We start from the raw sequence: 3,787 nt of genomic DNA, 5'->3' as shown, positions 1-3,787 counted from the left end.
GAAAGTACTCAGTAACCTGCTGGACAGCTTCGAGGAACAGCGCAATGACAGATACCAGGAAACAGTCAAGCGGGCCTCACCGGTAGCTTGGGAGAACATCAACTTCCGGGGTACATACACGTTCGCGCCGACGGGCGAACTGCCAAAACTGGAGGACTTAATGGCACCGATTGAGGGCTATCGACCTAGAAATGAAAGTTGATACCCCTCTACAAGCCACGGCAGACGGGGGCTTCAGAGGTTTTTGCAATATATGGAGGCAAAATCCCTAGGACCCCANATAGNCGGTCACCCTGAATACCACTCCTGCCACACGGCGGTGACGAGTGACGGCTATGTGTTCGAAGGTCATATCCCCGCGCGCTTCGTTCAGCAGTTTCTGGAAAATCCACCGGCGGGTGCCATCGGCCTGAGCGTGCCGGGCATGCCGGCGGGCAGCCCCGGGATGGAAATGGGCGACAGGTTTATGCCTTACCAGGTGTGGTTGCTAAAAAAAGACGGTTCGGCTGAAGTGTTTGCTTCAGTGAGCAGCCGCGATCAGCAATAGGACGTATCACCATGAACATTCAATGGCGTTTTTTATTATTGTTCCTGTTGGTGGGGGTTCCTGCTTTTGCCGAGGAAAAAGTTGCCCAGGAACAGTTTGCCCAAACACAGCTGGATCAAGACCAGGTTGGTACGTTGACTTTGGAAGCGGCGATTGCACAGGCGATTGCCTCCGACCCCTGGCTGAACGGCAGCCGCTACCGGGAAGATGCACTGACCAGTGAATCCATTTCCGCCTCAACCCTGCCCGATCCCAAGGTCAGCCTAATGGCGGCCAACTTTCCAACCGATAGCTTCGATATCAATCAGGAACCGATGACGCAACTGACTGTGGGTGTTAGTCAGATGTTTCCGCGCGGCGATAGCCTGGCGTTAACCAGCCGCCAAAATCAGGAGTTGGCGGCCCAGGAACCCTTACTCAGACAGGATCGCCAGGACAAGGTGACAGCGACGGTGACTCAGTTATGGCTGGAAGCCTACCGGGCACAGGAAAGTATCCGTTTAATTGAGCAGGATCGTGCGCTGTTTGAACATCTGGTGGATGCCACCAAAGCCAGTTATTCCTCCGCGCTGGGGCGTGCCCGACAGCAGGATATTATCCGGGCAAAACTGGAACTCACCCGGCTGGATGATCGGCTGACTGCGTTGCGACAACAACTGGATTCTGCCCAGCAGCGGCTCTCCGAGTGGATTGGCGGTCAAGCCAGTCTGCCGTTGGCGCGGACCTTATCCAGTAAATTGGGTGATGAGCCAACCCCAGGCATGGGTCAGACGCACAATGATCGCTGGCTCTATGAACAGATCAATCGGCATCCCCTGTTATTGGCCTTTGACCAACGTATCGAGGCTATGCAGACCGGGGTTGAATTGGCCCAGCAAAAGTATAAGCCCGAGTGGGGGCTCACCGCCCAGTACGGCTATCGGGACGATGACCCCATGGGCCGGGATCGCGCCGATCTGTTCTCGGTCGGCGTCACATTTGATCTGCCGCTTTTCACGGGCAATCGACAGGATAAAGATGTTAGCGCCGCTACCTCCCGAGCTGAGGCACTGCGAACAGACAAGCTACTGATGGCGCGAAAGTTAATGGCGGAGCTGGACACGACCATTGTGCAAATCCAGCGCCTGAATGAGCGCCGCACACTCTATGACCAGCAGCTACTGCCGCAAATGGCGGAGCAGGCCGAAGCTGCCCTGACTGCCTATAACAACGATGACGGCGACTTTGCTGAAGCGGTGCGTGCCCGCATCGCCGAGCTGAACGCCAAAATCGATTTCCTGACCATCAAGGTCGATCGGCTAAAAATCCTTGCCGAACTGAACTATCTCTTACCGACAAACCGCTCAGTGCTGTTACCGCAGAGCCACGCAAAGCAGTCCCCTGCAACACACGGTAACCGCACGGAAGGAAAGAACCCATGAAGATTCAACTGAATAAACCATTCTTTATAACGGTTGCATTGCTGATTGCGACGGCAACCCTGGCCCACTATTCAGCCTATTGGCGCATGCAAGACACGGGAGAGGGCGGTAAGGCGACAGCCAAAAAAGAACCGCTCTATTGGGTCGCGCCGATGGACCCCAATTACAAACGCGACAAGCCCGGAAAATCTCCGATGGGGATGGATCTGATTCCGGTGTATGAAGAAGCCGGCGGTGATGAGGAGATTGGCACAGTCACCATATCGCCGGATGTGGTCAATAACCTTGGCGTACGCACGGCACCCGTTACCCGCGGCCAGATGGACGTTTCCGTCAATACCGTGGGTTATGTGCAATACGATGAAGATCGCTTGATACATATTCATCCGCGGGTAGAGGGCTGGGTTGAAAAACTCTACGTCAAAGCTTCTGGCGATCCGGTGCAGAAGGGTGCATCTCTCTATGCGCTTTACTCACCGACCCTGGTTAATGCACAGGAGGAATTACTCTTGGCACTAAAACGCAATAACGCCACGCTGATTGAAGCCGCCAAGGAGCGCCTGGCATCCCTGCAGGTGCCAAAATCAGAAATCAACCGCCTGAGGAAATCCGGCAAGGTGAGCCAGACCATCACCGTTACAGCGCCGCAATCGGGTGTGCTGGATAACCTCATGGCGCGCGAAGGCATGTTTGTAAAACCCGGCATGGAAATCATGGCCATCGGTCAGCTGGAACATATTTGGGTGATTGGTGAAGTCTTTGAGCGACAGGCTTCCCTGGTGCAGGTCGGCGATCAGGTCCAGATGCAGTTGGGTTATTCGCCAGGGCGAGAGTGGCAGGGCCAGGTTGATTATGTCTACCCGAGCCTTAACACCAAGACTCGCACCGCACAGATACGAGTACATTTTCACAATCCCGATGGTTATCTGAAGCCGGGCATGTTTGCGCAGATGCGCATTGAGACGGCACCGATGGACGATACTCTGTTGATTCCCCGTCAGGCGCTGATCCGTACCGGCAGTCAATCCCGTGTTGTGCTGGCCAAGGGCGAAGGCCGTTTTAAATCCGTTGCTGTACAGGTTGGGAATATCAACGATGAGCAGGCGGAAATCATATTGGGACTTGATGAGGGCGACCGCATTGTGACGTCAGCACAATTCCTGATTGATTCCGAGTCCAGCAAAACCTCGGACTTTCGGCGCATGAATCATGGTTCGGATGATAAGGCTGAGACTATGGCTCCCACATCGGTCTGGGTCGGCGCACGTCTTAAAAGCCTGATGCCCGAACACCGGATGTTGACGCTGGCGCATGATGCCATTGATGACTGGCAATGGCCGGCCATGACCATGAATTTTACCGCCGCAAAAAATGTAGACCTTCAAGGTTTACAGTCTGATATGACTCTTCACGTAGAAATTACAAGAGAGGGCGACAACAACTATGTGATCAGCCAGATCCATCGACCCGACACCGTTACGGATGACATGCCGATGGCCGATGGTGAGTCTTCTATTAGTCATGACGTTTTGGAAATGGATCACAACCAACATCAATCCATGACTCATGATGCAGCAGTACTTGAGCTTTGATTTATAACGATTTTTTTAGCCCCGAAGAGAAAAGCTACACCATAAGTTACACTTTACTATTAGATTGGATTAAACCTTATTGGATCATGTCTTTACACCAACCAATTATCTCGACAACCAAACCAATTATGGCTGCAACCAAATGAGGACTAAAAGTATCTATCACGGTGCTTGTACCCATATCAAATTTTTATCTCATGCGTTATGAGACTTTCAACCCGAAACCG

Annotated in this window: 3 protein-coding genes and 1 pseudogene; all 4 read left to right on the top strand. The window is 53.1% G+C overall.

The features are described 5' to 3' along the window. The coding region (locus A3735_RS17350) for a Tn3 family transposase (protein ID WP_156499734.1) at positions 1–202 on the top strand (202 nt) is incomplete at its 5' end. 90 nt (positions 203–292) lie between these two features. Beyond that, positions 293–547: pseudogene (locus A3735_RS17345) on the top strand (DUF411 domain-containing protein); the annotation flags it as partial. Between the two features lie 11 nt (positions 548–558). After that, a complete protein-coding gene (locus A3735_RS17340) occupies positions 559–1,968 on the top strand; it encodes a TolC family protein (protein WP_082865091.1) in 1,410 nt (469 codons plus the stop codon). After that, positions 1,965–3,560, top strand: a complete 1,596-nt coding sequence (locus A3735_RS17335; RefSeq protein WP_068509535.1) for an efflux RND transporter periplasmic adaptor subunit — start codon at positions 1,965–1,967, stop codon at positions 3,558–3,560. The genes A3735_RS17340 and A3735_RS17335 overlap by 4 nt, the downstream gene beginning before the upstream one ends. The last annotated feature ends 227 nt before the right edge of the window (positions 3,561–3,787 follow it).

The organism is Oleiphilus sp. HI0061, from assembly GCF_001635675.1.
The sequence above is the reverse complement of the archived record's forward strand: the minus strand, read 5'-3'. Positions and strand labels throughout refer to the sequence as shown.